The 22,116-nt window shown below is 71.9% G+C and carries 22 protein-coding genes; 17 read left to right on the plus strand and 5 right to left on the minus strand.

Annotated features, from left to right (window positions below; all coding sequences use genetic code 11):
• Positions 1 to 162 precede the first annotated feature (162 nt).
• The 3 genes from wecB to G447_RS0109820 are packed head-to-tail and all read right to left on the minus strand — an operon-like array spanning position 163 to position 3,785.
• Positions 163 to 1,233, minus strand: coding sequence for a non-hydrolyzing UDP-N-acetylglucosamine 2-epimerase (wecB, locus tag G447_RS0109810; RefSeq protein ID WP_026430921.1), 1,071 nt, complete (start codon positions 1,231 to 1,233; stop codon positions 163 to 165).
• Positions 1,224 to 2,369: a glycosyltransferase gene (locus G447_RS0109815; RefSeq protein WP_026430922.1), complete on the minus strand. Its 1,146-nt coding sequence runs from the start codon at positions 2,367 to 2,369 to the stop codon at positions 1,224 to 1,226. The genes wecB and G447_RS0109815 overlap by 10 nt, the downstream gene beginning before the upstream one ends.
• A gap of 36 nt (positions 2,370 to 2,405) precedes the next feature.
• Positions 2,406 to 3,785, minus strand: coding sequence for a glycoside hydrolase family 16 protein (locus tag G447_RS0109820; protein ID WP_026430923.1), 1,380 nt, complete (start codon positions 3,783 to 3,785; stop codon positions 2,406 to 2,408).
• Positions 3,786 to 4,002: 217 nt separating this feature from the next.
• On the opposite strand from G447_RS0109820, the gene G447_RS0109825 reads away from it, so the two are divergent.
• The 4 genes from G447_RS0109825 (at position 4,003) to G447_RS12430 (ending at position 9,051) form a co-directional block, all read left to right on the plus strand.
• Positions 4,003 to 5,304, plus strand: coding sequence for a nucleotide sugar dehydrogenase (locus tag G447_RS0109825; RefSeq protein WP_005870757.1), 1,302 nt, complete (start codon positions 4,003 to 4,005; stop codon positions 5,302 to 5,304).
• 53 nt (positions 5,305 to 5,357) lie between these two features.
• A complete protein-coding gene (locus G447_RS0109830; protein ID WP_026430924.1) occupies positions 5,358 to 6,539 on the plus strand; it encodes a glycosyltransferase in 1,182 nt (393 codons plus the stop codon).
• Between the two features lie 93 nt (positions 6,540 to 6,632).
• Positions 6,633 to 8,660: an N-acetylmuramoyl-L-alanine amidase gene (locus G447_RS0109835; protein ID WP_026430925.1), complete on the plus strand. Its 2,028-nt coding sequence runs from the start codon at positions 6,633 to 6,635 to the stop codon at positions 8,658 to 8,660.
• A gap of 244 nt (positions 8,661 to 8,904) precedes the next feature.
• Positions 8,905 to 9,051: a hypothetical protein gene (locus G447_RS12430; RefSeq protein WP_165577613.1), complete on the plus strand. Its 147-nt coding sequence runs from the start codon at positions 8,905 to 8,907 to the stop codon at positions 9,049 to 9,051.
• Positions 9,052 to 9,145: 94 nt separating this feature from the next.
• Here G447_RS12430 and G447_RS0109845 read toward each other — a convergent pair whose 3' ends face one another.
• Positions 9,146 to 10,564: a sugar nucleotide-binding protein gene (locus G447_RS0109845; protein WP_005867654.1), complete on the minus strand. Its 1,419-nt coding sequence runs from the start codon at positions 10,562 to 10,564 to the stop codon at positions 9,146 to 9,148.
• A 197-nt stretch (positions 10,565 to 10,761) separates the two neighbouring features.
• Between G447_RS0109845 and rfbA the strand changes: the two genes are divergently transcribed.
• Genes rfbA through G447_RS0109860 form a run of 3 tightly spaced genes read left to right on the plus strand, consistent with a single transcriptional unit; the run spans position 10,762 to position 12,787 of the window.
• Positions 10,762 to 11,634 carry a glucose-1-phosphate thymidylyltransferase RfbA gene (rfbA, locus tag G447_RS0109850; RefSeq protein WP_026430926.1) on the plus strand — a complete coding sequence of 291 codons (873 nt, stop codon included), beginning with the start codon at positions 10,762 to 10,764 and terminating at the stop codon, positions 11,632 to 11,634.
• A gap of 8 nt (positions 11,635 to 11,642) precedes the next feature.
• On the plus strand, positions 11,643 to 12,413 hold the full coding sequence (locus G447_RS11545) for a glycosyltransferase family 2 protein (RefSeq protein ID WP_034477159.1): 771 nt from the start codon (positions 11,643 to 11,645) through the stop codon (positions 12,411 to 12,413).
• Positions 12,410 to 12,787, plus strand: coding sequence for a DUF2304 domain-containing protein (locus G447_RS0109860; RefSeq protein WP_026430927.1), 378 nt, complete (start codon positions 12,410 to 12,412; stop codon positions 12,785 to 12,787). Before G447_RS11545 ends, G447_RS0109860 begins: the two co-directional genes overlap by 4 nt.
• Before the next feature lie 51 nt (positions 12,788 to 12,838).
• Here G447_RS0109860 and G447_RS11550 read toward each other — a convergent pair whose 3' ends face one another.
• Positions 12,839 to 14,245, minus strand: a complete 1,407-nt coding sequence (locus G447_RS11550; protein ID WP_026430928.1) for a phosphotransferase — start codon at positions 14,243 to 14,245, stop codon at positions 12,839 to 12,841.
• Between the two features lie 151 nt (positions 14,246 to 14,396).
• On the opposite strand from G447_RS11550, the gene G447_RS0109870 reads away from it, so the two are divergent.
• From G447_RS0109870 to G447_RS0109915, 10 genes are all read left to right on the plus strand, one after another.
• Positions 14,397 to 15,614: a TadA family conjugal transfer-associated ATPase gene (locus tag G447_RS0109870; protein WP_034477165.1), complete on the plus strand. Its 1,218-nt coding sequence runs from the start codon at positions 14,397 to 14,399 to the stop codon at positions 15,612 to 15,614.
• Positions 15,611 to 16,471, plus strand: coding sequence for a type II secretion system F family protein (locus G447_RS0109875; RefSeq protein WP_005867388.1), 861 nt, complete (start codon positions 15,611 to 15,613; stop codon positions 16,469 to 16,471). The genes G447_RS0109870 and G447_RS0109875 overlap by 4 nt, the downstream gene beginning before the upstream one ends.
• Before the next feature lie 8 nt (positions 16,472 to 16,479).
• Positions 16,480 to 17,385: a type II secretion system F family protein gene (locus tag G447_RS12790; RefSeq protein ID WP_279378616.1), complete on the plus strand. Its 906-nt coding sequence runs from the start codon at positions 16,480 to 16,482 to the stop codon at positions 17,383 to 17,385.
• A 29-nt stretch (positions 17,386 to 17,414) separates the two neighbouring features.
• Positions 17,415 to 17,606 (plus strand): hypothetical protein, encoded by a 192-nt coding sequence (locus G447_RS0109885; protein WP_026430931.1) that lies wholly within the window; start codon positions 17,415 to 17,417, stop codon positions 17,604 to 17,606.
• A complete protein-coding gene (locus tag G447_RS0109890; protein WP_026430932.1) occupies positions 17,578 to 17,997 on the plus strand; it encodes a TadE/TadG family type IV pilus assembly protein in 420 nt (139 codons plus the stop codon). Before G447_RS0109885 ends, G447_RS0109890 begins: the two co-directional genes overlap by 29 nt.
• Positions 17,984 to 18,409 (plus strand): hypothetical protein, encoded by a 426-nt coding sequence (locus tag G447_RS0109895; RefSeq protein ID WP_026430933.1) that lies wholly within the window; start codon positions 17,984 to 17,986, stop codon positions 18,407 to 18,409. Before G447_RS0109890 ends, G447_RS0109895 begins: the two co-directional genes overlap by 14 nt.
• Positions 18,396 to 18,896 (plus strand): hypothetical protein, encoded by a 501-nt coding sequence (locus G447_RS0109900; protein WP_051226316.1) that lies wholly within the window; start codon positions 18,396 to 18,398, stop codon positions 18,894 to 18,896. Before G447_RS0109895 ends, G447_RS0109900 begins: the two co-directional genes overlap by 14 nt.
• A 219-nt stretch (positions 18,897 to 19,115) precedes the next feature.
• Positions 19,116 to 20,477: an NADP-specific glutamate dehydrogenase gene (gdhA, locus tag G447_RS0109905; RefSeq protein ID WP_026430935.1), complete on the plus strand. Its 1,362-nt coding sequence runs from the start codon at positions 19,116 to 19,118 to the stop codon at positions 20,475 to 20,477.
• Positions 20,478 to 20,575: 98 nt separating this feature from the next.
• Positions 20,576 to 21,388, plus strand: a complete 813-nt coding sequence (locus G447_RS0109910; protein ID WP_026430936.1) for a sensor histidine kinase — start codon at positions 20,576 to 20,578, stop codon at positions 21,386 to 21,388.
• Entirely contained in the window at positions 21,388 to 22,086 is a 699-nt protein-coding gene (locus G447_RS0109915) for a response regulator transcription factor (RefSeq protein WP_034477175.1), read from the plus strand. The genes G447_RS0109910 and G447_RS0109915 overlap by 1 nt, the downstream gene beginning before the upstream one ends.
• Positions 22,087 to 22,116: the final 30 nt, after the last annotated feature.

The raw sequence follows: 22,116 nt of genomic DNA on the forward strand, positions 1-22,116 counted from the left end.
CGCGGCTGGTTGGACTGTGGACCCGCTGCGAAGACTGTGGACCCGCTCGGCGGATCCTCCGAGAACGCGGCGGGTCCGACGGCTCACGCGACACCGCCCAGCGGATAGAGGGACGGCGGATGCCTTGAAGGGCAGCGGGTCCGACGGCTCACGTGGCACCGCCTAGCGGGCGCGCTCGGCCAGGAGGCGGGCGACGCGGGGCGCTGCGCGCCCGTCGCCGTAAGGGGCGGCGTCGGTGTCGGCGGGCCGGGGCCGGGATGCGGCCCGGACCAGGTCGTCGCCGGTGCCCACGAGGATGTTCCACCCCAGTTCCACCGTTTCGACCCACTCGGTTTCCGCGCGCACGGTCGTGGCGGGCACGCGCAGCAAGAAGGCTTCCTTCTGCAAGCCGCCGGAGTCGGTGATGACGCCGCGCGCGCCCATCATGGCGCCCACCAGCTCCGGGTAGGGCAGGGGAGGGTGCGGGGCAAGGCCGCCCCGGGCGATGGCGATGCCCGCCCTCTTGCACGCCGCGACGAGGCGCGGGTGGGCGAGGAGGACGACCGGGTGGCCCACCCTCCCCAGTGACGTGAGGAGGGCGTCGAGGCGTGCGGGGTCATCGGTGTTGGAGGGGCGGTGGATGGTGGCCAGGGAGTAGGAGCCGGCCGTGAGGCTGAGTGAGCGCTCGACAGCGGAGGGGCCCTGTCCGGCGACCTCGTCGCGCACGCGCGCCAGGACATCGGCCATGACATCGCCGACCACGACGGAGCGGCCCCCCAGCCCCTCCGCCTCCAAGTGCGCGGCGGCGGCGGCTGTCGGCGCCAGCAGCAGGTCGGCGGCGTGGTCGGTGAGGACCCGGTTGACCTCCTCGGGCATCGACCGGTTGAAGGACCGCAGGCCGGCCTCCAGGTGCGCCGTGGGGACGTGGAGTTTCACAGCGGCCAGGGCGGCGGCGAGCGTCGAGTTCGTGTCCCCGTACACGAGCGCCCAGTCGGGGCGGTGGCGGGCCAGGACGGGGTCCATCGCGGCCAGCATCCGGCCCGTTTGGACGCCGTGGGTGCCCGAGCCCACGCCCAGGTGCTCGTCGGGTGGGCTGATGCGCAGGTCGGAGAAGAACACGTCGGAGAGCAGCGGGTCGTAGTGCTGCCCGGTGTGGACGATGACGTGGTCGATCCCCGCCTCGCGCAGCGCCCAGTCGATGGGGGCGAGTTTGACGAACTGGGGGCGGGCTCCCACGACGGACATCACGCGCACGGCGTCCCCCCTCGGTTCCTCCGGCCGGCGATGGCCCGCCCGTAGGCCGCGACCAGCCGGTCGGCGCCCTCGTCCCAGCCGGGGATCCCGGGGGCCTCGAAGGCTTCGACATCGGCCTTGCTTATGCGCCGCAGCGCGGGCTCGAGGCCTGCGCGCGGGTCGGCGAGGATCCACGTCCCGGCCTGCGGGCCCAGGAGGCGGCGCGCCTCGGGAAGGTCCGAGCACAGCACGGGGATTCCCGCCGCGAAGCCCTCCATCATCTTGTTCGGCGTCGACAGGCGGTGGGACAGGCAGGAGTACTCGATGAGGCACAGGGCCGCGTCGGCGCCCCGCATGTGCGCCACGACCTGGTCGGGCGGCACCGGCGGCAGCCAGTGGATGTTCGGGCAGCGCTCGGCAGCGAGGCGCACCTGCGGGCCGAGTGCCCCGTCGCCGAGGAAGACGACGTGCGCCCCCGGCACGCGCTCGAAGGCCGCCAGGATCGCCTCGATATTGCGCCCGGGGGCCAAGAACCCGGCATGGACGTAGAGGAGTGCGGCGTCGGGGATCCCCAGGCGATCGCGCAGGTCCATGCGCCCGGTGCTGGGAAGGGGGGCGTTCGTAACGACCTCGACCCGCAGCCCCGGGTAAGCCTCCCGGTACCACCGCGCGATGGAGTCGTTGACCACTGAGACCACGTCGGCCCGGCGGATGTAGCGGCGCTCGATCGCGCGCTGGATCCGCCGGCGCAGGCCGCGTGAGGCGATGGTCTCGGTCTCCAGCTCGTGGCAGTTGTAGGCCAGGACCGCGCCGGTGCGCCGCGCGAGGCGGTGGCACATCGGCAGCATGAAGAGGTTCTGGGCGGCGATGGCCGTCACGTGCGCCCTCCTGTAGCGCCGGTAGACGCGCCACTGCCACGCGACGAGGATCCGCAGCGCCCCCATGGGGGAGCGCAGGGACGCCCCCGGCACGCGCCTCAGCAGCGCGCCGGGGGCGAGGCCCTCCTCCTGCGGGGCTCCCGGGAGGGCGATACCCACGACCTCGGTCATCCCGAACATCCCGGATCCCTGGAGGGAGAGCGCCAGTTTGGCCAGACGCCCTGCGGACTCCAGGGGGGACGGGTAGACGAGGAGGTTGAGTCCTTCGCGCGCGGTCATGGGCACGATCCTACGCGGGGGACCCCGGGGGCCGGGTCAACCGATCCACACGCCCGAGCTGTTGAAGGTGCGCCAGGCGCCGTCGATCCAGTGGGTTCCCGTGAGCATCACCCCATTGGAGTCCATGTAGTACCAGGAGCCCTCGATCTTCTGCCATCCCGTGGTCATGGCCCCCGAGGCGCCGAGGTAGTACCAGGAGCCCCCGACCTGGACCCATCCGATCTCCATGGCGCCGCCGGAGCCGAGGTGGTACCAGTGGCCGCCGGTGTTGATCCATCCGGTGCGCTGGGCGCCGGAGGCGTCGTGGTAGTACCAGTAGCCATTGTCGAGCACCCATCCGGTGCGCATGTACCCGGAAGAATCGAAGCGGTAAATGCGCCCGTTGATCGTCATAGAGGTGGAGGAGGGGAAGGTGCCGTCCGCGCGGCGCCACCACCAGCCCCTCGCATCGCCCACCCATTTGCCGCCGGAGGAGGAGCCGCCGCCGGGGGGCAGCGTGTCAGTGGCGCGTTGGAACACGCGCACGTAGTCCACTTCCATGTCGGCCCCGTCGCCCTCGTAGTCGGCGCGCGCCGTGTGCGCGTCCTGGTAGGGGGTGTCGCCCAGGAACTTGCCGCCGATCGCGTGGTTGAGGCGCAGGAAGAAGGCGCTGTCGAAGGGCGCCCCCGCCCCGTGGTGCTCCATTCCTGTGAACGGCCCGGTGATCTCATGGGTCTTGGCGCCGTCGAGGAAGAAGGTGAGCTTCGTGGGCTCCCATTGCAACGCGTAGGTGTGGAACCCGTCCTGGGTGTTCACGGTTGTGTTGCGCGTGCTGTTGTTGGGGCGCTGCTGGCGGCGGGGGTTGGCGCTCGCCTCGGAGAACCAGTGGGCGTTGGACTGGACGAACCCGGGCAGGCTGCCCTTGGACTCGAAGACGTCGATCTCGCCGCTGCGCGGCCATCCGCCGTAGGCGCCGTTCTGGGGGGAGAGCCAGAACGCGGACCACGAGGAACGGGACTTGGGGAGCTTGACGCGGGCGACGAAGTACCCGTAGGTGAAGGCGCGGAGGTTCTTGGACTGCACGAACCCGCTGGTGAAGTCCCGGGAGGAAGTGGTCTGCGTTCCCCCGTCCCGGGTGGGGGTGCCCGGCGAGTACTTGCCGGTCAGGTGGAGGGATCCGCCGTGGACGCTCACGTTCTCGCGCCTGTACACCTGCTGCGTGTTGTCGCCCCAGCCGCCGAGCTGGTAGTCCCAGTTCGAGGAGTCGAGGCGGTCGCCGTCGAACTCGTCATGCCACACGAGGCGGTATCCGGAGGGTCCCTCGTCCTGGACGACGGCCCTGGTGGCAGAGGCGGCGAGCGCCACCCCGGGGAAGGCGAGGGCGAGTGCGAGCGCTACTCCGAGCGCGCGCACAGGGCGTTTGATATAGGTATGCACGTGTCCGTCTTTCAGTGTGTGTGAATGAGACTCGCCACAGAGTACCAGCGGTTACTGGAAAAGCAACTAAATCGCGCTCGTGTCGCGCTGTGCTCTCCTCGCGCCTGACTGCCGCTTGCTCTCAATACTCTCAGGCCGGGGCCCTTCCGCGCGCGCGTGATTATATTCCGGACGATCTTGACACTAGACTGTTCGGCGTTGTCAACGGAGGAGCCCCATGCGCATCGCTGTCGTCGCACTCGGAAAGATCGGCCTGCCCCTGGCTGTCCATTACGCGGGAAAAGGGCACAGTGTTGTGGGCGTGGACACCGACCCCGCCGTCGTGGCTGCCGTCAACGCCGGCGCCGAGCCCTTCCCCGGGGAGGCGCACCTGGGCGCGCGCCTGCGCGAGGCGGTGGGCGGCGGGCGGCTGCGCGCGACGACCTGCTACGGGGAGGCGGTGCCCGGGGCCGGCGCCGTCGTCGTTGTCGTGCCCCTCTTCGTCGATGACGCCACCTGGGAGCCTGACTTCTCGCTCATGGACGCCGCCACCCGCTCCCTGGCCGAGCACCTGGATCCCGGGACCCTCGTCTCCTACGAGACCACACTGCCGGTAGGCGCCCTGCGGGGCCGCTTCAAACCCATGATCGAGCGGATCAGCGGCCTGCGCGAGGGCGATGGCTTCCACCTCGTCTTCAGTCCCGAGAGGGTTCTCACCGGCCGGGTCTTCGCCGACCTGCGCCGCTACCCCAAGCTCGTGGGCGGCCTGGACGAGGCCGGCACCCGGGCTGGAATCGCCTTCTACGAGGCCGTCCTCGACTTCGACGAGCGCGACGACCTGCCCCGCCCCAACGGCGTGTGGGACATGGGCAGCGCCGAGGCCGCCGAGATGGCCAAGCTCGCCGAGACCACCTACCGCGATGTCAATATCGGCCTGGCCAACCAGTTCGCCGTCTACGCCGACCGGGCGGGCTTCGACATAGGGCGGGTCATCGAGGCGTGCAACTCCCAGCCCTACTCCCACATCCACAGCCCCGGCATCGCGGTGGGCGGGCACTGCATCCCCGTCTACCCGCGCCTGTACCTGTCCACCGACCCCGGCGCCACGGTCGTGCGCGCAGCCAGGGAGGCCAATGCGGCGATGCCCGCCTACGCGGTCTCCCGCGCGGCGGAGGTGCTGGGCGGCCTGGAGGGCATGCGCGTCGCCGTCCTGGGCGCCTCCTACAGGGGCGGGGTGAAGGAGACCGCCTTCTCCGGCGTCTTCCCCACGGTGGAGGCACTGCGCGGAGCCGGCGCCGCGGTCCTCGTCCACGACCCCCTGTACACCGACGAGGAGCTGGCCGGATTCGGTTGGGATCCCTTCCACCTGGGGGAGGGCGCTGACGTGGTCATCGTCCAGGCCGACCACCCCGAGTACGCGCGCCTGGAGCCCGCCGACGCGCCCGGTGCGCGCCTGCTCGTGGACGGCAGGGGCATCACCGACCCCGCCCTGTGGCGCGGCGTCCCGCGGATCACTATCGGCGGCGGGGGGGCGCGGTGAGGGGCCGCTGGCGCTGGGGGGCCTTCCGGCCCTGGCGGGTCCCGGGTGCGCCCGTGGTGGTCGCCACCCGCACCTTCGCCCCCGAGCCCACTGCCGCCGCCCTGCGCCTGAGCGCCTTCGCCGCCGCCCTGGCCGAAGGGGGCAGCGACGTGCTCGTCCTGACCAGCCGCATCGCCCCGGGCGCCGGGGAGGGGGCGCCGCGGCCCCGCCGCCCCTCACCGGCGCCCGGGGGGCGTGTCCGGGTCCGCCGCGCCCCCGTGCTGCGCGACGCGACGGGAGCGGTGCGCGGCTACGTCCCCTACCTGTCCTTCGATGCCCCCCTGGTGGGGCGCCTGCTCGCGTGCCCGAGGCCGGCCCTGGTCGTGTGCGAACCGCCGCCCACCACCGGGTCCGCCGTGCGCTTGGCCTGCGCCGCCAGGGGGGTCCCATACGTGTACTACGCCGCCGACATCGTCTCCGACGCGGCCGCGGCCGGGGGCGCGCCCCGCCCCGTCGTGGTCGGGGCGCGGGCACTGGAGCGCTTCGCCCTGGGCGGGGCGGAGCGCGTGATCGCAGTGTCGGCGGGGGTGGCGGAGTGCGCGCGGCGCCTGGGCGCGGAAGGCGTCGCCGTGGTCCCCAACGGGGTGGACTGCTCGCGCCCGCCCTTCCCCGGCCCCCTCCCCGAGGGCTTCCCCGGCGGGCAGGGCCCAGTGTTCGTCTACGCGGGCACGGTGGCGCCGTGGCTGGCGCCCGAGGTCTTCGTCGACGCCCTGCGCCTGGCGGGGCCGCGCCTGCCGGGGGCCCGCCTCGTCTTCCTGGGGCAGGGGAGCGGGTGGGAGGCCCTGCGCGAGAGGGCGCGCGGCGTCGAGGGGGTGTCCTTCCACGCGCCGGTCAGCGCCGACGAGGCGCACGCCTGGCTCGCGGCGGCGACGGCGTCGTTGGCGTCCCTGCGTCCGGGCGGCTACTCCTACGCGTACCCGACGAAGATCCTGTCATCGCTGGCCGCGGGGACCCCCGTGGTCTACGCGGGGGAGGGCGAGGCGGCACAGGACGTCGCATCGGCCGACCTGGGGGCCGCGGTGCGCCTTGACGCGGCCGCGGTGGCGGGGGCGATGGTGGCCGTCGCGGAAAGGGCGGCGGAAGGGGGCTGGGACCGTTTGCGCCTGTGGCGGTGGGTCCGCCAGCACCGTTCGGCCGTCCGCAGCTCCAAGCTCGCGGCGCTCGCGGCACTGGGGATCGACGGCCCTTCCAGTTGATACTTGTCTGTAAGTGTATCCAGCATCATGTTTACATGTGTCGCACGAGAATCTATTATCACAAAATGCCCACACACAACATGAAGGATTGATATGCGCCCCCTGTGGAAAACCCTCGCGATAGGCCTCGCGCTCGCCGTCGGCGCCATGATCGCGCCATTGGCGCCCCAGGCGGGCGCCGCGGACGGCATCGTCATCGCCCTCGACCCCGGGCACGGCGGATCCGACCCGGGCGCCAGCGCCAACGGGCTCGTTGAGAAGGACCTCACGCTCGCCGTCGGCCGCGCCCTCAAAGCGGAACTCGAGACCTACCAGGGCGTGAGGGTCCACATGACCCGCGAGGACGATTCACGGCCCTCGGAGAACATCAGCCAGGACCTCAGTGCGCGCGTCGCATCCTCCGTGGCCGCGGGGGCCAGCGCCCTGGTCTCCCTCCACTTCAACTCCGGATCGGCCGGGGCCAACGGCGCCGAGGTCTGGTACCCCAACGCCAGCTCCTACAACTACTCCACCCACACCCAGGGGGCCGCCCTGGCCACCGCGATCCAGAACCAGCTCACGTCGCTGGGCCTGGCCGACCGCGGCACCAAGACCCGCGACAACCCCTACTACGACTACCCGGACGGCTCCACCGGCGACTACTACGCGATCAGCAGGCACGCGCGCCTGTCCAACCTCACGGGCATCATCGTCGAGCACGCCTTCCTCACCTCCGCCTCCGACGCCGCGCGGCTGCGCGAGCCTGGATTCGTCCAGTCCCTCGCCATGGCCGACGCCGCGGGCATAGCCCAGGCGCTAGGGCTCTCCAAGGGCACCTGGCACAACGAAGGCGGCAGATGGCGCTTCGGAGCCGACGGCAAATACCTCACCGGCTGGTTCTCCGTGGGGGGCGTGTGGTACTGGGGCGACTCCGAGGGCTACACCGTCACCGGCTGGCAGGTCATCGGCTGGCGCTGGTACTACTTCGACGGCTCCACCGCCATGCAGACCGGGTGGCGGCAGATCGACGGCGCCTGGTACTACCTGGGCTCCAGCGGCGCGATGGCGACCGGGTGGGCGGAGGACGGCGGCGCCTGGTACCACTTGGGCGCCTCCGGGCGCATGGACACGGGGTGGATCCCGGACGGCTGGTCCTGGTACTACCTGGACCCCGTCTCGGGCGCGATGCGCACCGGGTGGGTCGAGGACGGCGGCAGGTGGTTCCACCTGGGGTCCTCCGGCTCCATGACCACAGGGTGGCTGAGCGAGGGCGGCTCCTGGTACTACCTCGACCCCGCTTCCGGCGCGATGGCCACCGGGTGGGCCGCGATCAGCGGCTCCTGGTACTACCTGGACCCCGTCTCGGGCGCGATGCGCACCGGGTGGGTCGAGGACGGCGGCAGGTGGTTCCACCTGGGGTCCTCCGGCTCCATGACCACAGGGTGGCTGAGCAAGGGCGGCTCCTGGTACTACCTGAACCCCGGCTCCGGCGCGATGGCCACTGGCACGGTCGTCGTCGACGGCAGGGAGTCGGTCTTCGCCGCCTCGGGCGAATGGCTCGGATACGCCTCGGGCGGGACGACCGCCTCGGACATGCGCCCCGTCATGGCCGTGCCCACGGCCCAGCGGGCGGCAGTCATCGCCTCGATGGTCGCCGCATTCGACGACTCCGGGTACGACTACCCGGCCTCTCTCGCTGCGGGCGGTGCCCCGACTATCAACGACTTCGCGGCCATCGCCTACGACGAGGCGGTCGCCGAGGGCGTCTCCCCGGAGCTCGTCTTCACCCAGGCCATGAAGGAGACGGGCTGGCTGGGCTTCGGCGGTGATGTGTCCGTCGACCAGTTCAACTTCGCCGGGATCGGGGCGGTCGGCGGCGGCGCGGGCGGGGCCTCGTTCCCCGACGTGCGCACGGGCCTGCGCGCCCAGGTCCAGCACCTGCGCGCCTACGCGGACACGGGCGCTACGGCCGCGTCCCTGGCGAACCCGCTCGTCGACCCCCGTTTCTCCTACGTGCCGAAGGGCTCTGCCCCCTACGTCGAGTACCTCGGCGCGCAGGAGAACCCCAATGGAACGGGGTGGGCCACCGCGCGCAACTACGGGTACGACATCCTCGCGATGATGAAGTCCTACTTCGGCTGACCCCTCCGTCCGGCCCGATTACGGGAGGGGGCGCAGCCTGGCGCGCGCCAGGCTGCGCCCCCGCTCCGCTGCGGCGGCCAACGGAGCGCATCATGGGATCGCCCACTGCGGGCGCCGCGGATCCGCGCCATCCAGGCGGTGGCCGGCGGCCCTGCGCGGATGCTCGCGCCCGACGGCCCCGCCACAGGCGGCGCGCTGGTAGCATTGCCGTCGGACGTACTGTCGTTCGAGCATGGAGAATGGAATGAGAATAGCGAAAAAACCCGAAATGGCCGCCGCGGCACCGGGCAGAACCGCTGGCTCCGGAGCGGCCGTGACGCTCGCGGCCGGCGGCGCATTGGTCGCCGTGCTCACAGGCGTCTTCTTCGTCCGCGCCTGGCGGGTCGAGTAGGACCGACTTCCGCCGCTGAGGCCGCGAAAGGCCCCGTGCGCGCGATGGCCCCGCCCCCATCGGGGGGCGGGGCCATCGCGCTAAAGGCGGGCTGCTAGGCCAGGGACGCCACGTAGGCGTCGATGCGGGCGGAGGAGTCCCCGGGCGTGAAGCCCACCCCCTCGATCTTCGCCAGGTCCAGGACGGAGCTGAGGGGGCGCGGCGCCCCTCCCTTGTCCGCGTAGTACTGCTCGGTGGACACTCGGGTGACCTCGGAGGCGTCGTGCCCCAGCAGCTCGTACACGCGGGTGGCCACGTCCGCCCAGCTCATGACCGGGCCCTCGCCCGTGAGGTTGTAGGTGCCGTGGGGGGCCCGGGTGGACAAGAGGTGGATGATGCCCGCGGCCAGGTCCGTCGTGAAGGTGAGGCGCCCGACCTGGTCGTCGACCACCTGGGGCCGCACCCCGGAACGCGCCAGGGACGCCATCGTGCGGATGAAGTTCTTCCCGTCGCCCACCACCCAGGCGGTGCGCACCAGGTAGTGCTCCGGGGCCGCGAGCACGGCGGCGTCCCCGCCGGCCTTGGACTGGCCGTACACACCCAGGGGCGAGGGCGCCTCGTCCTCCAGGTGCACCGCGGCCGACCCGTCGAAAACGTACTCGGAGGAGATGTGGACCAGGGTGAGGCCGTGGGAGGCGCACGCGCGCGCCAGGTTCGCCGGCCCGGTGGCGTTGGCCAGCCACGAGGCGCGCCTGCCGTCGGGGGTCTCGGCGCCGTCGACGTCGGTCCACGCGGCCGCGTTGACGACCACGTCGAAGGGGGACCAGTCGAAGCGCTCCATCTGGTCGGCGTCGGCGATGGAGACCTCGGGCAGGTCCACGCCCGTCGCCTCGAAGCCCGCAGCGGGCAACTGGCGCATGAGCTCGCGGCCCAGCTGCCCGTTCGCCCCGGTCACCAGCACCCTGGGGCCGCAGGGGGCGGGGAAGGGGGTGACATCGGCCAGGCGCGGGTGGGCGCGGTCCTTGTCCGACAGGACCGCCCGCTCAAGCGGGATCGGCCAGGGCACCGCCACCGTCTCGTCGGCGAGGTTGAGGAACGTGTAGCGCGCGTCGGGGGACCAGTGTGCGTTGACCAGGTACGTGTACGCGGTGGCGGGCTCCAGGGTCTGGTAGGCGTTGCCCACGCCCTTGGGGACGAACACCGCGGTGCCCGGGTCGATGATGGTCGTGTACACGGTGCCGAAGGAAGGGCCCTCGCGCAGGTCCACCCATGCGCCGAAGACGCGCCCCGTGGCGACGGAGACGAACTTGTCCCACGGCTCGGCGTGGATGCCGCGGGTGACGCCCACCTCGTCGTTGAAGGAGATGTTGTTCTGCACGGGTCGGAAGTCGGGCAGCCCCAGCCCCACCATCTTCTCCCTCTGCCAGTTCTCCTTGAACCAGCCGCGGTTGTCCCCGTGGACCGTGAGGTCGATGCGGAGGAACCCCGGGATGGGAGTGGTCTCGATCCCCAGGGGCTTAGCGGTGGGCACCATGCGTGTTCCTCTTCCTTCGACGGCGCTTCGGACACCTCAAATCCTATCGGACGCGCCCGCCCGGGCGCGCCACTGGCCCGCCGGAGGGGACGTGCGGTAGGCCATGATGGGCCGGGGTGCGTGCCGCGCCGGGCGTTTACGGGCATAATTGGAGTGATGCCCGCCCTGGTGCGGGTGAAGCACAAGCGGAGGAAACCATGAAAGGCATCATCCTTGCCGGCGGTTCGGGCACCCGGCTGAACCCCATCACCCTGGGAACGTCCAAACAGCTGGTCCCGGTCTACGACAAGCCGATGATCTACTACCCGCTGTCAACGCTGATGCTGGCGGGCATCCAGGACGTCCTGGTCATCACCACGCCCCATGACGCCCCGTCGTTCCACCGCCTGCTCGGCGATGGCTCGCAGCTGGGCGTCAACATCACGTACACGGTCCAGCGCGAGCCCAACGGCCTCGCCCAGGCGTTCGTCCTGGGCGCCGACCACATCGGCTCCGACCCGGCCGCCCTGGTCCTGGGCGACAACATCTTCTACGGCCCCGGGATGGGCACGCAGCTGCGCAGGCACGTCGATCCCGACGGAGGAGCGGTCTTCGCCTACCACGTGTCCAACCCCAGGGCCTACGGCGTCGTCGAGTTCGACGCGGACTTCACCGCCTTGTCCATCGAGGAGAAGCCCGCCAGGCCGAAGTCGAACTACGCGGTCCCGGGCCTGTACTTCTACGACAACGACGTGGTCGCGATCGCCCGCGACCTGGAGCCCAGCGCCCGTGGCGAGTACGAGATCACCGACGTCAACCGCGCCTACCTGCGGGCCGGGAAGCTCAAGGTCGAGGTGCTGCCCCGCGGCACCGCGTGGCTGGACACCGGGACCTTCGACTCCCTCGCCGACGCCACGTCATTCGTGCGCACGGTCGAGGCCCGCCAGGGCATGAAGATCGGCGCCCCCGAGGAAGTGGCCTGGCGCATGGGCTTCATCGACGACGAGGGCCTGCGCCAGCGCGCCGAGCCCCTGGTGAAGTCCGGATACGGCCAGTACCTGCTGGACCTGCTGGCGCGCGACGCCGAGTGATGCCCGCGATGCCCGACCGTCTTCTCATCATCATCCCGGCGTGGAACGAGGAGGAAGTGCTCGGCATGGTCCTCGACGACGTGCTCGAGCACAAGCCCGCCGGCGCCGACGTCCTCGTCGTCTCCGACGGCTCCACGGACTCCACAGCGGCCATCGCGCGCACCCGGGGAGTGCGGGTCCTCGACCTGCCGCTCAATCTGGGGGTGGGCGGCGCCATGCGCGCCGGCTTCCAGTACGCGGTGCGCACCGGGTACACCCACGCCTGCCAGCTCGACGCCGACGGGCAGCACGACCCGAAGGACATCCAGGCCCTCATCGACCGCGCCGACGAGGAGGGGGCGGACGTCGTCATCGGCGCCCGCTTCTCCGGCAAGGGCGACTACTCGGTGCGGGGCCCCCGCAAGTGGGCGATGGGGATGCTGTCGGCCATGCTGTCGCGCGTGTGCCGCACGCCCCTGAAGGACACGACCAGCGGCTTCAAGCTCTACGGGCCCCGCGCGCTGGCCCTGTTCATCCACAACTACCCCGCCGAGTACCTGGGCGACACGATCGAGGCGCTCGTCATCGCCGCGCGCTCGGACCTCACCGTGCGGCAAGTGGGCGTCGAGATGCGCCCGCGCGCAGGCGGGGAGCCGTCGCACAACCCCGTGAAATCCGCGAAGTTCCTCGTCAGGGCGATGGTGGCCCTGGTGGTCGCCCTCTCCAGGCCCGCTCCGAGGAAGAAGAAGGGTGCGCCCGCCCCGACGACGGGCGCCCAGGGCGTGAAGGAGGGCGCATGAGCCCCACGTACATCCTCGGACTCGTCTTCGCCGTCATCATCCTGATCACCGTCTTCCTCAAGATGCGGAACTCCGGGATGAAGGAGCGCTACGGCCTGTGGTGGTTCGTCATCGCGTTCTTCACGGCCCTGTTCTCGCTGTTCCCACCAGTGCTCAAGTGGATGGCCCACTCGTTGGGCGTGGTGGTGCCCCTCAACCTCGGTTTCTTCCTGGCGGGAGTCGTCCTGCTGCTCCTCGCGCTGCGCTACTCGGTGGATCTGTCGCGAGCCGACGAGGACAAACGGCGCCTCACGGAGGAGGCCGCGATCCTGAGGGCGCAGGTGGAGGACCTGGATGCCCGCGTCGCCGAACTGGAGGCCGCGAAGGACCTGTGAGCCGGGTTCCCGGCTCCCCCCGCACGCTGGAGGTGCGGGGGGTCTCCGTCCTCAGCGCCGGGGCTGCCCGTCGGGTCCCAGGGTGAGGCGCTCGGTGGCCGCGTGGGGGTCCGCCTCGCCGCGCTGGAGCCTTCGCGCCAGGCGCGAGGGCATTGGGGGCGTGCGCTCCTCGGCCTCCCCGGGGCGTGCGGCGTGGGCTGGCGAGCCCGCCCGGCGGCGCTCAGCGGGCGCGGGGGGCGCCGCGATCCGCGTGCGCCGGGGCTCAGGCGCGCGGTCGGCCCCGTCCCTGTTGGCGCGCCGCCTTCCGGGCCTGTCCCCGGCGCGGGCGGGGGATTGGTCGCCGCGCGCTCCGCGGTGCCCTGCTCCTGCCTGTTGTTCCTCGTGCCCGGTCCCGCGGTGCCCTGCTCCTGTCTGTTCCTCGTGCCCGGTCCCGCGGTGCCCTGCTCCTGTCTGTTCCTCGTGCTCCGGGGCGCGCCGCGGCGTCGCGGAGGCGATGGGCGTGTCGGAGAGCAGGTCGTCGGCGCTGGAGTGGGGGCGTGACTCGACCAACCTCAGCTCCCCCAGGTCCGAGGACAGGTCGGCGAGCATGGCGCGCGCCTCCTCGACCACCGAGGGATCGTCGGTGTGGGCCCCGTGGAGCAGCCACCGCACCAAGGCGAGCTCGCTCATGAGCTGCGCGCGGGTGAACAGGTGGAGGTCCGTGGCCTCCCGCTCGCGCGAGTACGCCTCGCGGAACTTCTCCAGGAACGCGTCCGAGGCGACGGCCTGCACCCACGCGATATCGACTGCGGGGTCGCCGACGCACGCGGAGGTGAAACCCGCGATGCCGACGACGGATCCCCTTGAGACGTAGACGGCATTGCCCTGCAGGTCCCCGTGGATGGGCGCGGGCGGGAACCGCCACAGGGACAGGTCGTCGAGGGCGCCCTGCCACCTCATCCGCAGGTTCACGGGAACAGCGGCCCGGGCGGGCGTCTCGTCGAGCATGGAGAGCAGACTGGCCCGGCACTCGATGGCGCTGTGCGAGGGCACGGAGACGTCGGTGTAGACGCGCTCGGGCAGGTTGTGCAGCGCGGCGAGGGCGCGCCCGAGCGAGGCGGGCAGCAGAGGGTCGTCAGCCAGATCCGAGTCCTCCAACGGCCTGCCTCCGAGGTCTTGGTGGACGTAGACGCGGTTCCCGTCGCGGGTGCGGGTCGTCCCCTTGATGCGCGGGACGTCGAAGGGGATGCGGCTCACATCGTGGGTGGTGGCCAGGCGCTGGAGGATCGCGGCCTCGGCCTCGGCGGCGGGACCGGCGATCGTCTCGTTGGAGCATGTGACGGTCCACCTGTTGCCGGAGGCGTCCACGATATTGGCGACGGAGCGCACCTCGTCGCTGTAGGAATCGGCGCGCAGTCCCGTCACCTGTAGCCCTGGGACGGCGACGGTGGCCAGGGCGGCAAGTTTGAGCGGTGTCATAGTCACTATCCCAAGGTACCGCGCCTAGCGCGTGTATGGGGGAATGGCGCTCAAGTTATCCACAGTTGGCCGGAGGGTCTTGATCCTTGTTTGAAAACTCTGTTAGTTTCTCTGTAAACGGGTTTGAGACACATGTCACGTGGAGGTGGCGATGGACGATGCCCTGGTCGAAGAGCACGCGGCGTGGGTGCGCGAGCGCCTGGCCGCGCGCGCGATCAACCCGGCGCGCGAGGCGGGGCGCGTCGCCAGGACCATCGACGAGGCGGTTGAGGCGCTCGCCCACCCCCTGTCCCCCCAGGAGCGCGATCAGTTGGTCCGGGCCCTCATGGCCGAGATCTGCGGGCTCGGCCCCATCCAGGACCTCCTCGACGACCCGGAGGTGGAGGAGGTGTGGATCAACTCCGCCTCGCGGGTCTTCGCAGCGCGCGCGGGGGTGTCCGAGCTCACCACCCTGATCCTGCGCGAAGAACAGGTCCGCGACCTCGTCGAGCGCATGCTCGCCCATTCGGGGCGGCGCCTCGACCTGTCCCACCCCTTCGTCGACGCGACCCTGGACACGGGCGAGCGCCTCCACGTCGTGATCCCGCCCGTCACATCGCAGTCGTGGTCGGTGAACATCCGCAAGCACGTCCAGAGGGCGCGGACCCTGGCGGACCTGGTCGATGCCGGCATGGTGCCGGCCCCCGTCGCCGCCTTCCTGCGCGCCGCGGTCGCCGTGGGGCTGTCCGTGGTCGTGTCCGGGGGGACGCAGGCGGGCAAGACGACGCTGCTGCGCGCGCTGGCGGGGGAGCTGCCGCGCTCGCGGCGGGTCGTCACCTGCGAGGAGGTCTTCGAGCTGTCGCTGGCGAACTGGGACCACGTCGCCATGCAGACGCGCCCGCCCAGTGTCGAGGGGCGCGGGGAGATCGCGCTGCGCGACCTCGTGCGCGAGTCGTTGCGCATGCGCCCCGAGTGCCTCGTCGTCGGCGAGGTGCGCGGTGCCGAGGCCCTCGACCTGCTGGTCGCCCTCAACGCGGGCGTGCCGGGCATGGCGACCGTGCACGCGAACTCCGCCCGCGAGGCGCTGGACAAGCTGGCGGTGCTGCCGCTGCTGGCGGGGGAGAACGTGACCTCGGGCTTCGTGGTCCCCACCCTGGCCGCCAGCGTCGACCTGGTGTGCCACGTCCACCGCGCCCCCGACGGCCTTCGCTACCTGTCGGAGGTGCTCGCCGTGCCTGGGCGGGTCGAGGGCACCCGCATCGAGACGGCCGTGCTGTGGGAGTACGACGGCGCGCGCCTCGAGCGCGGCAGCGGCGGCCTGGACATGCACGAGCGCTTCGCCGCCGCCGGGTACTCCCTGTCGGACCTGCTGTCCTGGGGGCGGCCATGAGCCCGGTCGTCCCGGGGCTCATCGGGGGGATCGGAGCACTCCTGTGCCTGTCCGCCGCAGTCGGGGCGCCCCCGGTGCGCTTGACGGCGCCCGCGTGGGCCAGGCGCTGGGGCGACATGGTGCGCCGGGCCGGTCTTCCGGGCATGAACGGGCCGAGGCTGGTCCTCGTCTGCCTCGCGTGCGCGCTGTTGGCCCTCGTCGCCTCCTTCGTGGTGACCGAGACGTGGGCGGTGGGCCTGGCCATGGGAGCAGTCGCCGCGCCGCTGCCGGCGGCCTGGGTGTCCTCGCGCTCCCACCGGCGCGCCCGCGAGGCGCGCGAGGCGTGGCCCGAGGTCGTGGACTCCCTGGTGTCGGGCGTGCGCGCGGGCGCCGCCCTGCCCACGCTGCTGGCCGACCTGGGTTCGGGCGGGCCGCCCGCCCTGCGCGGCGCCTTCGAGGCCTTCGGGCAGGACTACAGGGCGCACGGGCGCTTCGACGTGGCGCTCGACCGGCTCAAGGACCGGCTCGCCGACCCGGTGGCCGATCGGATCGTGGAGGCCCTGCGCCTGGCGCGCAGCGTCGGCGGCGCGGACCTGGCGCGCCTGCTCACCGACCTCGCAGTGCTGCTGCGCGAGGACGCGCGCGTGCGCGGCGAGTTGGAGGCGCGCCAGTCGTGGACGGTGGGCGCGGCCCGCCTGGGGGTCGCTGCCCCGTGGGTGGTGCTGCTGCTCATCTCCCAGGGCGCCCGCAGCGCCCGCGTGTGGAACACGCCCCAGGGCATGGCGGTCCTGGCCCTCGGGGGCGCGTGCTGCGTCGCGGCCTACGCCCTCATGCGGGTGCTCTCGCGCCTGTCCACCGATCCCAGGACCATGAGGTAGGAGCGGCCGTGGCACTGTTCGCCCTCTCGTCCCATCTGGCCCCTGTCGCGGCAGGCCTGCTGCTCGGAGCGGGCCTGGTCCTCGTGGCGGTGTGCGCCCGCGACCAGTTCCCCGATTTCAGTGCCCGCGTCGCCCAGGGGTCGCCCGCCCCCGCGCCGCGGGGCCCCACATGGGCCGGCCTGGTGCGCCTGTGGGGCTCGCGGCTGCTCGACTCGCTGGGGTCGACCACGCGGTCCGTGGAGCGGCGCCTGGAGCTGGCGGGATCGCCCACGGACGCCGTGGGCTTCCGGGCGGCCCAGGCCGGAGCGGGGGTCGCGGGGCTGTGCGCGGGCGCCCTGGCCGCCTCACCGGCGATGGCGGGGCGCGGCGGTAGGGGCGTCGCGGGGATCGTCGTCGTCGCCCTCCTGGGGTGTGCCGTGGGCATGAGCGCATGGGACCGGTTGCTCACGGCGCGCGCGGGCAGTCGCCAGCGGCGCGTGGAAGCGGCGGTCCCCGACGCCTCGGAGCTGCTCGCTCTGGCGGTGGGGGCGGGGGAGTCGGTGCCCGCCGCCCTCGACCGCGTCGCCTCCCTGTCCCACTCGGATCTGGGTGACGAGCTCGCCCGCGCTGTGGCCGACATCCGCTTGGGCGCCCCGTCCGCACGGGCGCTGACGGACTTGGCGGCCCGCAACGACTCCCCGGCCCTGTCGCGGCTGTGCCAGACGCTGTCCACCGCCATCGAACGCGGCAGCCCCCTGGCGGCGGTGCTCCACGACCAGGCGCGCGACATCCGCGAGGCCTCGCGCCAGCGCCTCATGGAGGAGGGCGGCAAGAGGGAGATCGCCATGCTCTTCCCCGTGGTCTTCCTCATCCTGCCCGTCACAGTCCTCTTCGCCCTCTACCCGGGACTCATGGCCCTGGACATCACCCCGTAACCGCACCACCACCAGTGAGAGGAAACACTATGAGAACCCTGCTGAACCGCGTGCGCGCCGCGCTGCGGCGCTCCGATGACGGCCGCGAACGGGGGGACGTGCCCGGGTGGGTGCTCATCACCCTCATGACGGCCGCCCTCGTCGTCCTCATCTGGGGCGTGGCCTCGGACCGGCTCGTGGAGATCTTCAACCGTGCGATGGATTCGATCGCGGGCATCTGAGGCCGCCGGCGGCGAGGAGGGGTCTGAGGTCGCCTCGACGGTCCTCGTCCAGACCCTGGTCGTGCTCGTCGTCCTGGCGCTCGTGCAACTGGCCTTCGCCCTGCACGTGCGGAGCCTGACGGTCTCGGCGGCCTCGGAGGGGGCCAGGCGGGGCGGGCTGCTCGGCGGGGACGCCGCCGAGGCGGTGGCCCGCACGAACGAGGTGCTCGCCACCATCGCCGGCGGTGCCCGGGACAGCGAGGTCACCACCTCCTACGAGGAGGTCGACGGGCGCGGGGTCCTCGTCGTCACCGTGCGCGCCCGCCTGCCGCTCCTGCTGGGGATGGGACCGAGGTGGATGAGCGTGCGCGGCACGTCGCTGGTGGAGGAGGGCGGCGATGGGGGCGGATAGGGGCCGGGTCGACGGGGAGCGCGGGGACGCCGTGGTGGAGTTCATCGGGTTCTTCGCGGTGCTGGTGGTCCCCGTCGTCTACATCATCGTGGCCGCGTCGTGGGTGCAGGCCGCGGTCTTCGCCACCGACGCCGGAGCGCGCGAGGCGGTGCGGATCATCGCCTCCCACCCCGACGACGGGGAGGAGCGGGCGCAGGCCCAGGTCGGCCTGGCCTTCGCCGATTTCGGGGTCGCCGGCCAGCCGGTGGTGGAGGCGTCGTGCGACGCGTGCGCCTCGCCGGGCGGCCAGGCATCCGTGACGGTGTCGACTGTGGTCCCCCTGCCCCTGGTGCCCCGGTGGCTCGGCGCTTCGGGGATCCCCGTCCAGTCGAGTGCGGTGAGCCCCGTTCAGGAGGTGGATGTCGATGGGTAGGGCGCCCGTGCGCGCTGTCCCCGTCCTCGATCCCGAGGAAGGGAGGGTGGGATTGCTCACCTGTGCGGCCTGTGCTTTCGTGTGCGTGTTCCTGCTGGTGTCCATAGCGGTCACGGGCGTTGCGGTGCAGGACCGCAGGCTCCTGGCGTGCGCGGACCGTGTCGCGGCCTCGGCGGCCGGCGCCATCGACGGCGCCAGCGTCTACGCCGGGGGCTCCGGGGCGGACGGGGCGGGCGCTGACGCGGACGGCGTTCCCGCGAGCCTTCCGGACGCGACAGCGGCGGCCGAGCGCGCCCTCGCGCAGATGGGCGGCACCACGTGCGCCGTCGGAGAGGGAGTGCGGATCGAATCGGCGTCCCTGGTGGACGGGGATCTGCGCATCAGCGTGCGCGCGCGGGCGACCGTGGCGTTCCTGCCGCCCTTCCTGGCCACGGGAGCCGCCCCCGTCCTGGTCCGCTCGTCGAGCGCCCGTGTGCACGAGGGGTGATCGTCGGAGGCGGGCCCCGCAGCAGCCGTGCCGTCGAGCGCCCGCGTGCATGAGGGGCGGTCCCGGACGAAATCGCCGTTCGGCCGTTCGGCGGTCCGAGCACCCGCCCGAGGGGCGGTCCTGCGGACGCGAGCGCGCTGTCGGGCGGCGGCGCCCTCGATGGTCACAATGTGAACGCCGGTCTTCAAACGGAGGTAAAGAGTACTTAAACTATGACGCATGAGCACATTTGATCCTTCGCGACTCAGCCCCAGTTTGCAGACCGTCTTCCAGGCAGTCCTGGACCGTGACCCCGCCCAGGCGGAGTTCCACCAGGCCGTCTACGAGGTCCTCCTGACGATCGCCCCGCTGGCCGAGCGCCACCCCGAGTACGCCGACCTGTCGGTCATCGACCGCGTCGTCGAGCCCGAGCGCCAACTGCTCTTCCGGGTCCCGTGGACCGACGACGCCGGGCGCGTGCGCGTCAACCGCGGCTTCCGCGTCGAGTACAACTCGGCGCTGGGCCCCTACAAGGGCGGCCTGCGCTTCCACCCCTCCGTGAACCTCTCGATCATCAAGTTCCTGGGCTTCGAGCAGATCTTCAAGAACGCCCTCACCGGCCTGCCCATGGGCGGGGGCAAGGGGGGATCGGACTTCGACCCCAAGGGCAAGTCCGATGCCGAGGTCATGCGCTTCTGCCAGTCCTTCATGACTGAGCTGTCCCGCCACATCGGCCCCGACACGGACGTTCCCGCGGGCGACATCGGCGTTGGCGGCCGTGAGATCGGCTACATGTTCGGCCAGTACAAGCGCCTCAAGAACCGCTTCGACGCCGGAGTCCTGACCGGCAAGGGGCTGACCTGGGGCGGCTCCTACGTGCGCACCGAGGCCACCGGCTACGGCCTCGTGTACTTCGCGGCCGAGATGCTGTCCGCCAAGGGCGCGAGTTTCGACGGCAAGCGCGTCGTCGTCTCCGGCTCCGGGAACGTCGCGATCTACGCCACTGAGAAGGCCCAGCAGCTGGGCGCCACGGTCGTCGCCGTCTCCGACTCCTCGGGCTACGTCCTGGACGAGGCGGGCATCGACGTCTCCTTGCTGAAGGATGTCAAGGAGGTGCGCCGCGGGCGCGTGTCCGACTACGCGGCCGAGCGGCCCGGCGCCACTTTCGTGCCCTCGGGCGCGATCTGGGACGTCCCCTGCGACGTGGCCCTGCCGTGCGCCACCCAGAACGAGCTCCCCCTGTCTGGCGCACAGTCGCTCATCAAGAACGGGGTGCAGCTGGTCGCCGAGGGAGCGAACATGCCCACCACCCCCGAGGCGATCGAGGCACTGCAGGCAGCGGGCGTGGCCTACGCCCCCGGCAAGGCCTCCAACGCGGGCGGCGTGGCCACCTCGGGCCTGGAGATGCAGCAGAACTCCGGGCGCACCCAGTGGCCCTTCGCCGAGACCGATGCGAAGCTCCACCAGATCATGGTCGATATCCACACCCACACCGTGGCCACCGCCGAGGAGTACGGCGTCCCCGGCGACTACGTGGCGGGCGCGAACCTGGCGGGCTTCCGCAAGGTCGCTGACGCGATGGTCTCCCTCGGGGTGATCTGACGGGACTCGGGCGCGGGGGAGGGGCCCTCCCCCGCGCCGCTCGCCTTTCGCCACTGCCCAGGGCATGCGGTAGCGTTGGGGCAGCGAGGAGGTGGACGATGGAGTGGGCCCTGACCGCCGCCGTGCTCGCGGCAGCCGTGTGCGCGGTCCTCGCGGCGCGGCAGTGGCGCGGCGCCCAGCGGGCGCGCGCCGAGCTCGCCGCTGTGCGCGCGGTGCACGAGGAGCGGGTGCGCCGACCGGGCGTGCTATTCCACGAGCTCCGCACCCCGCTCACCGTCGTCAGGGGGGCCGCCGAACTCCTCCTCGACGGGAGCGCAGGGCCCCTGACCCCCGTGCAGCACCGCTTCGCGAAGACCATCGCGGAGAACTCCAACCAGGTCATCGAGATGGCGGACGACCTACTGGCGGAGATCCGCATGGAGTCCGAGCTGTTCACCCTCAGGCCCAGGCGCGTCGAGATCCGCGGCCTCGTGCGGGACAACGTCGCCCAGATGCGCCGCTTCCACAGTGCGAACATCCGCCTGGACAACCACGGCGCGCCCATCCACATGCGCGTCGATCCGCGGCTGATGGGCCAGGCCATCGCCAACGTCGTCAACAATGCCGGCCGCCACGCCGGGGAGGGCGCGTCGATCCTGGTCGCCGTCGCGGACTCCGAGGACGATGTCACCATCAGCGTCAGCGACAACGGGGCTGGGATGAGCGCGGAGGAGCGCGAGCGCCTCTTCGTCCCCTTCGCCACAGGGGGCAGCGTTCGGCCCGGAACGGGCCTGGGAATGATGATCACCCAGAAGATCGTCGAGCTGCACGGCGGCCGCGTGCTCGTCGACACGATCGCGACCAGGGGCACGACGTTCTACCTCACCCTCCCGCGCAGGCAGTGGCCCGCGCCCGCACAGGGGGCCGCGTGATGGGCGCGCAGGGGGAGGCGCCGCGCGCCCTCGTCGTCGACGACGAACCGCAGATCCTCATGATCATGCGCTTCGCGCTGGAGACCGCCGGATTCGAGGTCATCACCGCGGGCAACGGCGCCAAGGCGTGGGAGCTCTTCAAGTCGGGCAGTTTCGACTTGGTCGTCCTGGACCTCATGATCCCCGTCGTGTCGGGGCTGACGATCGCCGAGAGGATACGGGCGGTCTCCGACGTGCCCATTATGATGATCACCGCCCTGTCGGAGGAGACCGACCGCGTGCGCGGATTGGAGACCGGCGCCGACGACTACGTGACCAAGCCCTTCAGCCCCCGGGAGTTCACGCTCCGCGCCCTCGCCCTGGTGCGCCGGTGGCGGGGAGGGGGGAGCGCCGTGGTGCGCAACGGCGCCCTCGAGGTCGATGCCGCCGCCCACAGGGTGTTCCTGTCGGGGCGCCGGATCGGCATGCCCGCCACGGAGGAGCGGTTCCTCGGGGTCCTCGCCGCCCGTGTGGGGGAGGCCGTCACCTACAAGGAGCTGCTCAACCTCGTGTGGTCCACCCACGAGACCAGCGGCGGCAAGGACATGATCAAGACGACGGCGTACAGGGTCCGCCAGGCGCTGGGGCCCCAGGGCGCCCACTACGTGCGCTCGGTGCGGGGGGTGGGGTACATGATGCCCGCCGTCGCCCCCGGGTAACCGCGGCGTTACCGTGCGTTACCGAGCCGT

Origin of the sequence: Schaalia georgiae DSM 6843 (assembly GCF_000429245.1) — a bacterium.
GTDB lineage: Bacteria > Actinomycetota > Actinomycetes > Actinomycetales > Actinomycetaceae > Pauljensenia > Pauljensenia georgiae.

Coding starts and splice junctions, on each gene's coding strand:
- G447_RS11545 (WP_034477159.1), top strand. CDS start 11,643: ATGCCCGACCGTCTTCTCATCATCATCCCGGCGTGGAACGAGGAGGAA.
- G447_RS0109815 (WP_026430922.1), bottom strand. CDS start 2,369: ATGACCGCGCGCGAAGGACTCAACCTCCTCGTCTACCCGTCCCCCCTG.
- G447_RS11550 (WP_026430928.1), bottom strand. CDS start 14,245: ATGACACCGCTCAAACTTGCCGCCCTGGCCACCGTCGCCGTCCCAGGG.
- G447_RS0109885 (WP_026430931.1), top strand. CDS start 17,415: ATGAGAACCCTGCTGAACCGCGTGCGCGCCGCGCTGCGGCGCTCCGAT.
- G447_RS0109915 (WP_034477175.1), top strand. CDS start 21,388: ATGGGCGCGCAGGGGGAGGCGCCGCGCGCCCTCGTCGTCGACGACGAA.
- G447_RS0109895 (WP_026430933.1), top strand. CDS start 17,984: ATGGGGGCGGATAGGGGCCGGGTCGACGGGGAGCGCGGGGACGCCGTG.
- G447_RS0109870 (WP_034477165.1), top strand. CDS start 14,397: ATGGACGATGCCCTGGTCGAAGAGCACGCGGCGTGGGTGCGCGAGCGC.
- G447_RS0109900 (WP_051226316.1), top strand. CDS start 18,396: ATGTCGATGGGTAGGGCGCCCGTGCGCGCTGTCCCCGTCCTCGATCCC.
- G447_RS0109845 (WP_005867654.1), bottom strand. CDS start 10,564: ATGGTGCCCACCGCTAAGCCCCTGGGGATCGAGACCACTCCCATCCCG.
- G447_RS12430 (WP_165577613.1), top strand. CDS start 8,905: ATGAGAATAGCGAAAAAACCCGAAATGGCCGCCGCGGCACCGGGCAGA.
- G447_RS0109825 (WP_005870757.1), top strand. CDS start 4,003: ATGCGCATCGCTGTCGTCGCACTCGGAAAGATCGGCCTGCCCCTGGCT.
- gdhA (WP_026430935.1), top strand. CDS start 19,116: ATGAGCACATTTGATCCTTCGCGACTCAGCCCCAGTTTGCAGACCGTC.
- G447_RS0109860 (WP_026430927.1), top strand. CDS start 12,410: ATGAGCCCCACGTACATCCTCGGACTCGTCTTCGCCGTCATCATCCTG.
- rfbA (WP_026430926.1), top strand. CDS start 10,762: ATGAAAGGCATCATCCTTGCCGGCGGTTCGGGCACCCGGCTGAACCCC.
- G447_RS0109835 (WP_026430925.1), top strand. CDS start 6,633: ATGCGCCCCCTGTGGAAAACCCTCGCGATAGGCCTCGCGCTCGCCGTC.
- G447_RS0109875 (WP_005867388.1), top strand. CDS start 15,611: ATGAGCCCGGTCGTCCCGGGGCTCATCGGGGGGATCGGAGCACTCCTG.
- G447_RS0109910 (WP_026430936.1), top strand. CDS start 20,576: ATGGAGTGGGCCCTGACCGCCGCCGTGCTCGCGGCAGCCGTGTGCGCG.